The sequence below is a fragment of the Flavobacterium cheongpyeongense genome (genome assembly GCF_003202435.1).
Classification (GTDB): domain Bacteria; phylum Bacteroidota; class Bacteroidia; order Flavobacteriales; family Flavobacteriaceae; genus Flavobacterium; species Flavobacterium cheongpyeongense.
On record NZ_QJHK01000033.1, the window covers coordinates 26,791 to 33,448 of the forward strand.

At 32.0% G+C, this 6,658-nt stretch carries 7 protein-coding genes; all 7 read right to left on the reverse strand.

Annotation, left to right across the window (positions count from 1 at the left end):
• Positions 1–158 precede the first annotated feature (158 nt).
• Positions 159–551, reverse strand: coding sequence for a hypothetical protein (locus DMB65_RS21345; RefSeq protein ID WP_110308655.1), 393 nt, complete (start codon positions 549–551; stop codon positions 159–161).
• Positions 552–727: 176 nt separating this feature from the next.
• Positions 728–1,744 carry an STM3941 family protein gene (locus DMB65_RS21350; RefSeq protein ID WP_110308656.1) on the reverse strand — a complete coding sequence of 339 codons (1,017 nt, stop codon included), beginning with the start codon at positions 1,742–1,744 and terminating at the stop codon, positions 728–730.
• Positions 1,745–1,949: 205 nt separating this feature from the next.
• On the reverse strand, positions 1,950–2,435 hold the full coding sequence (locus DMB65_RS21355; RefSeq protein ID WP_123955377.1) for a DUF3592 domain-containing protein: 486 nt from the start codon (positions 2,433–2,435) through the stop codon (positions 1,950–1,952).
• Between the two features lie 184 nt (positions 2,436–2,619).
• Positions 2,620–3,060: a hypothetical protein gene (locus DMB65_RS21360; RefSeq protein WP_110308658.1), complete on the reverse strand. Its 441-nt coding sequence runs from the start codon at positions 3,058–3,060 to the stop codon at positions 2,620–2,622.
• Positions 3,061–3,360: 300 nt separating this feature from the next.
• On the reverse strand, positions 3,361–4,092 hold the full coding sequence (locus tag DMB65_RS21365) for a hypothetical protein (RefSeq protein WP_110308659.1): 732 nt from the start codon (positions 4,090–4,092) through the stop codon (positions 3,361–3,363).
• 206 nt (positions 4,093–4,298) lie between these two features.
• Entirely contained in the window at positions 4,299–4,862 is a 564-nt protein-coding gene (locus tag DMB65_RS21370; RefSeq protein WP_110308660.1) for a hypothetical protein, read from the reverse strand.
• Between the two features lie 1,152 nt (positions 4,863–6,014).
• Entirely contained in the window at positions 6,015–6,392 is a 378-nt protein-coding gene (locus DMB65_RS21380; RefSeq protein WP_110308662.1) for a nuclear transport factor 2 family protein, read from the reverse strand.
• Positions 6,393–6,658 lie beyond the last annotated feature (266 nt).

Below are 6,658 nucleotides of genomic sequence, written 5' to 3' on the forward strand. Positions count from 1 at the left end.
TACGGTTACCTATTAACGTTCCCGCGCTACACGCAGGCTGGGATTAAAGATGCGTAATCTTTCGGTTAAAAACAAATGTATCAAACACAAACTATTTTCAAATTAAACCCATTGCCCAGCTTGCTTGTAGCGTGTGTTGGCAGTAGGTTTTTTTTGTTCTACTTATGTTCAGCCCAATTGAGCATATAGTAATCCTTTCCAATGAACGCTTTTATGTCAAATTTATATTTTCCACTTCTAATTTCTTCAACGTCAGTTCCGCAAAGAATACCTGTTATTGTGTCTCGTTGCATATTTTTTATTATTCCATTTGGAGCTCCAAAAGGAAGATTTCCTTGGATTGTTAATTTTCGACAATTAATAACTAATGACTTCTGTTTAGGTATTTTATAAAATTTATCGTCAATTTTTAGAGAGTCAATGTCAAAATCAGATTTATTATAAACTTCTATTTGAACTCTTGCCGAAAAGAAGAAATAGTAAATTGACGCGATTAAGCAACAAGATATTCCTATAAAGATTACTTTCTTTAAGTCTTTATGTTTAATCATCAATTTAATTTTAATTATTACGTTCGGTTAAACTTACCGCCAACGTTCTCGCGCTACAGCGGGTTTGGGACTAAATTAAGCCCTATTTTCGGATTTGCCAAATCATCCCAAATACAAAACCAACTTCCCATAAAGCCTAATGCCCAAATCCGTTGTAGCGTGTGTTGGTGGTAGTATTAATTCCACTCATTTAGTTCGGTATCAAATTCTTTATGGTTATGATTTAAGAATTCAAGTTCTAACACATAGTTATTTTTTGTTATTCTATAATTTATTCTGTTTGCAATATATTTTTGAATTGGATTTAAGTTGAGCTTATCACTTATAGTTTTTATTTCTTTTGGATAAGTTCCAAAATCGTTTCTATAAGTTTCTATTTCTCTAGTCATTTCACTTCCAATTTTGTTTGATGTGTAATCATAAGCTTTAAAAATTAGAAGTATTATAACCATATTAGCAAAACCTAGGTAGGCAATTCTTTCTGAATATTTACGCAATTTGGAATTATTAGTAGTTCCTCTATACCATCTAGCTATCAATCCTCCAATTCCCATAGCAACCATAATTACCCAAAAAGCATAAAAATTACTTAATGAAAGTAAAGCTAGACCAATTAAAATGAACAGATATATAAAATATTTTTTGAAATCTGAATTAGAATTTAATGATTGACTAGAACTGAAGTTTTTTATAAGACTTTGTCTTTCACTTTTTTCTGCAATTCTGATTTTATTTATAAAATCAGTTAGTTTATTCTCATCAATTTTTATTTGACTTAAATTTATGTTTAACTCTTGGGCTCCTAAGTATTTATTAAGTTTATTGATCTTACTAAATACACTTTTTTTAAAAATATAGGTTTCATCAACAGCTATGGAAATAAACTTTTGATTATAAATATCTATGAGATAACTTTCTGTGATTTGTTCCCATTTTATTTCGTTCTGCTTAGTTGTTCTATCCCAAATTCCATTTTCATTTATTTTAATTTGTGGCCTTTTGTCAAACAATACAAAAATGCCTAAAGGGATACCCAAACCAAAAAACGAAGTGATAAACCAACCCATTAAATAATCAAAAGTTTCTTTTTGTTTTTCTGAAATCATCCAAATTCCAATAATTACAAAAGGTAAACATAAAGCTATAATTCTAATACCTTTCCAATTTGATTTGTATAATTTTAGTTCTATCATTATATTTTATTCGGTTGTTTTATGCAGTTAGTTTCTGATATATTACCACCAACGTTCCCGCGCTACACGCAGTTTGGGATTAAATTAAGCCCTATTTTCGGATTTGCCAAATCTTCCAAATACAAGACCAATTTTTCCATTAAGCCAAATCCCCAAATTGCTTGTAGCGTGTGTTGGCAGTAGTTGTTTTTTTTTGAGTTCTCTTTTATATTCCCATATTCAAAAATCCTAATAAATTGCCAATTGATAATCCCAAAAAAAATAAACCCACAATAATCATCAATATTATGCTACCAATATTAAAATCCTTTTCCGTTTTTATTACAAATTTTTCAGGATTTTCTTCACTATAAATTACTGCAATTTTTTTGTTTATGTTATTCTTATATGTTCTAAAAATACTCAAATCTGTTGAAGCATAATAATATGGCTTTTGTTTTATTAGTTCCCCTTTTAGAGTTTTGAATTCAATAATTGGTGTTTTATAACCATCTTTATCTGATTCATACAATAAAATTTCTCCTAAACTTTCAATTCCATTTTTCTTTATATAATTCATAAATGTCAAACTATTTACTCCATAATAAAACATTACAATCCCGAGTATTAAAAAACAGCAAATAGGTTTGTAAAACATAAAAAAAGCAAAAAGGATTACTATAATTAAACCATACTTTTTAATAATTTCCATTTTCAATTTGTTTAATTTTTTTTCGCAATATCCGGATACAATTACTGCCAACGTTCCCGCGCTACACGCAGGCTGGGATTAAAGATGCGTAATCTTTCGGTTAAAAACAAATGTTTCAAACACAAACTATTTTCAAATTAAGCCAATTGCCCAGCTTGCTTGTAGCGTGTGTTGGCAGTAGTTATTATTTTCCCGTTTCATTGAGGAATCTTTTCCATTTTTGTTCTTCTAATATATATGAATATTGATAACCACAGTCATAAATTCTTACTTTGCCTTTATATTCTGTAGTGTCAACGTAAAATAAACCAAACTCTTCGTTATTATCTAAAAGTGATATTGAATAGTTTGATGTTGGACAACAACAATAGCCTGTTTTTTGTGCACTTTCAAAAATACTTTTGAAACCATCTATTTTTTCAGCAGAAACCTTAAATATTTTCTTCGGGTTCGATTCTGTACTCGTTATTTGTTTCTCAACAGTTGAATCATGAAGCTTAATAACTATTTGGTCACTTTCTGCTACAAGTTCATTAAACGGTAAGCTATTTAAATTTTCATATTTTTTATGATTACAACTCGATATAATGATTATTACAAGAAATAATTGTATATTTTTTTTCATATAAGTATTTTCTGGAGTACGTGTTCAAAATCTTAACTAACTCTTAGTAATAGATAATATATCAGTAGTTTGTGGAAGTTTTTTTTAAAATTAATACCTTCTATTTTGTTACTTTTCTGCTGTTAGCTTAATGTGTCAGCTCAAGAGTCTAGGGTGAATTACTGCCAACGTTCTGGCACTACAGCGGGTTTGGGACTAAATTAAGCCCTATTTTCGGATTTGCCAAATCATTCCAAATACAAGACCATTTTTCCATTAAGCCAAATGCCTAAATCCGTTGTAGTGGCTGTTATGGGCAGTTCAAAATTTGCTAACTGCAATTGGGAAATTCGTTTTTCCACTTGATTCGGGCCATTGAAGCAAACCAAATTTTTGTTGTACCGCTACAACCGTACTCGGTAATGTGAGTCGCATTAATTCGTCTATCGGTAATATTGCACAATGTCGCGATGAATCAAGATGCCAATTTATTGCGTGTTGCAAAAACATTTTTGAAAACATAAAACTATATGCTTCTTCACCAATTCTGCAAGCATAGCAAATCATTATTCCTTCCGCACATCTTTTTATATGGCTATCATAAATCTCACGGGACTGTTCCAATTCTAAAGCATTTCTTAGAATTCCACCTTTTTCAAATGCTGGAATTTTATCCGACAAATCTACGAATGGTATAAATTGTGCAAGAACTCTACAGCTTTCAAGAATTATGATTTGTTTTTCGGTATTAAGTGTAAATTGCCCAGGTTTAATTATTTCTTCAGCATTTAATTGAAAAAGTTGATTGTTTTGTTGATTCGCTCCGTGACCGATATAAACGATAATTCCGTAGTCAAGCTTTTCATTATATATGTTTTCTTTAAGATAACTATAACTAGGTTCTGAGAGATAAACAACCTCGTCTAAAGTGTAAGCTCCTCCTGCACATAATTTAAAAAAATCAATGTATGAATTTGCAAAATTTTCGTCAAGAATTCTTTCCTCTGTGGATTTAGAAAAACCTTTTATAATGAATACTTTTCTCTTAATCATTTTAGTGAATTTAGCAGTAAGGTTCTTCTGAATTGCCCATAACGTTTTGCAGCTTGCAGAAGTGGCGAATTAAGGAAGCCTAAACTTTCGGTTAAACACTGACTTTGCAAGTACAAAACCAACTTTAAATTAAGCCCAAAACCCGCCATTTTTGCAAACTGCTGTTGTGCGTTGCTTTTCTATTCGTTTTTTAGTTTTCTATTCATTTAACCAAATATAAACCAAACAGTTTTAGTTTCTCTTTTTAGACAATATTCTAGAAAATTTTTAAAGTTTCTCAAATCTTGACCAAAATTATTGTCAATGTAACCTTTTCCTTTGTCAATTGGAAATGATGAAAAATACTCGTCGTTATTTAAAGTATCAAATTCAGTTTTTAAAAGTAATTTTGGCAAGCTTTCTATTTCATTAAGTTTTGTAATTAATTCAGAAACAGTTTTCAAAACTTTATTTATATTTCCTTCAAGTTTTGCATTATTTAATTCAGCTTTAATAATTTCATCTTCCAATTCTTCTTCGTCAATATATTCTGCAAGTTCTTCAATATCAACATAATTTCCCATTTCATAAATCGCACTAATATCAACTCCGACAATTTTTCCAATCTGGTCTAATTCGGCTTCAGTTTCAATCACTTCTTTTCTGCAAATAAAATTGCAAAATGTTCTGCTCAAACTATGTTTATTAAAATTTTCATCATCATTTTGATGGTAATTTTCATCAAATATGACTTCGTAATTATCAACTCCGACACTAATATCTAATCCCATTTTTATATTTTCTTTTTACTGTAATTTTTCTTTCAAAGTAACGCACAACGTTCTCGCGCCTCTAGCTGTTTGCAACTTATGAAACTGAGTATTTTCGGCTAAACGAAAATAGGAATTAAAAACGATAATTCCACTAAATTTGCAAATAGCTAGAGGCGTGTGTTATGGTGTGTAGCGACACGTCTGTTAAGCACGCACTATTTTCCATTCCAATTATCGATTTCAATTTCGGCAAGTTTTTCCGCCTTCCGATTTTCAGTTCCAAATAGTTTCCGTCTTTGAATTCCAAACTTTAGTTAAATCTCAAAAAAAATGCGACAAAAAAAATCCGCTTTCGGTTGTCCGATAAGCGGTTCACGTTTGTTAGTCCGCAACAATTCGGTATCAATTTCAGTTTCGGTTTCGGTCAGCTTTGTTTTTGCTTCATTTTGTTTTCCGAACTACAACACCGGATTAAAATCAGCTGATTCTCGTCGGCGGAGCTATACACCATAACGTTCTCGCGCCTCTAGCTGTTTGCAACTTATGAAACAGAGTATTTTCGGCTAAACGAAAATAGGAATTAAAAATGATAATTCCACTAAATTTGCAAATAGCTAGAGGCGTGTGTTATGGTGTGTAGCGACACGTCTGTTAAGCACGCACTATTTTCCATTCCAATTATCGATTTCAATTTCGGCAATCTTTTCCACCTTCCGATTTTCCGTTCCAAATAGTTTCCGTCTTTGAATTCCAAACTTTAGTTAAATCTCAAAAAAAATGCGACAAAAAAATCCGCTTTCGTTTGTCCGATAAGCGGTTCACGTTTGTTAGTCCGCAACAATTCGGTATCAATTTCGGTTTTGGTCAGCTTGGTTTTTGCTTCATTTTGTTTTCCGAACTACAACACCCGATTAAAATCAGCTGATTCTCGTCGGCGGAGCTATACACCATAACGTCTTGGTACTACAGCGGGTTTGGGATTAAATTAAGCCTATTCTTCGGATTTGCCAAATCATCCCAAATACAAAACCAACTTTCCATTAAGCCTATTGCCCAAATCCGTTGTAGTAGCTGTTAGCGGTTCGGGCATTTGTCAATTCGTTTTTTATTCGTTTTTATTATTTTTGTTCTGTCGGCACGTTGTCGCTTGTTATTCAATGTGTCTGGTTGTTATTTTGAATACATCATTATTGCTTTTTCAACTTTCATCTCGTTATTGAAAAACAAATTTTCAACGACTTGTTTTTGTATTGACACACTTTCGTAATAAATCGCCAAACAGTTTATTCCGCAACAAATGTTTATCAGTCTGAAATGTAGATTTGGATTATTTTCCAACGCTTTTCCCCAATATGCACGAATTTTATCTTTACCTTTTATAAAACCTTTTGTTTCGGGCAATCTTTTCATCGCTAATGGCGTGTCCACTGAAAAATCTTCAGTGTAATGCGAAAGTATTTTTTCAAGATCGTGTTCGTTCCACCCGGCAATCCATTCCTCTACAAAATGCTCTGCAAAAGTGTCGCCAATTAATTTTCTTGTATCCATTTATTTCGTTGTCTTTGTTTTTTCTGTTGTCTGCTTTGGTGTCGTTTAGTTGCCTGACCGCTAACGTTCTCGCGCCTCTAGCTGTTTGTAACTTATGAAACTGAGTATTTTCGGTTAAACGAAAATAGGAATTAAAAATGATAATTCCACTAAATTTGCAAATAGCTAGAGGCGTGTGTTATGGTGTGTAGCGACACGTCTGTTAAGCACGCACTATTTTCCATTCCAATTATCGATTTCAATTTCGGCAAGTTTTTCCGCCTTCC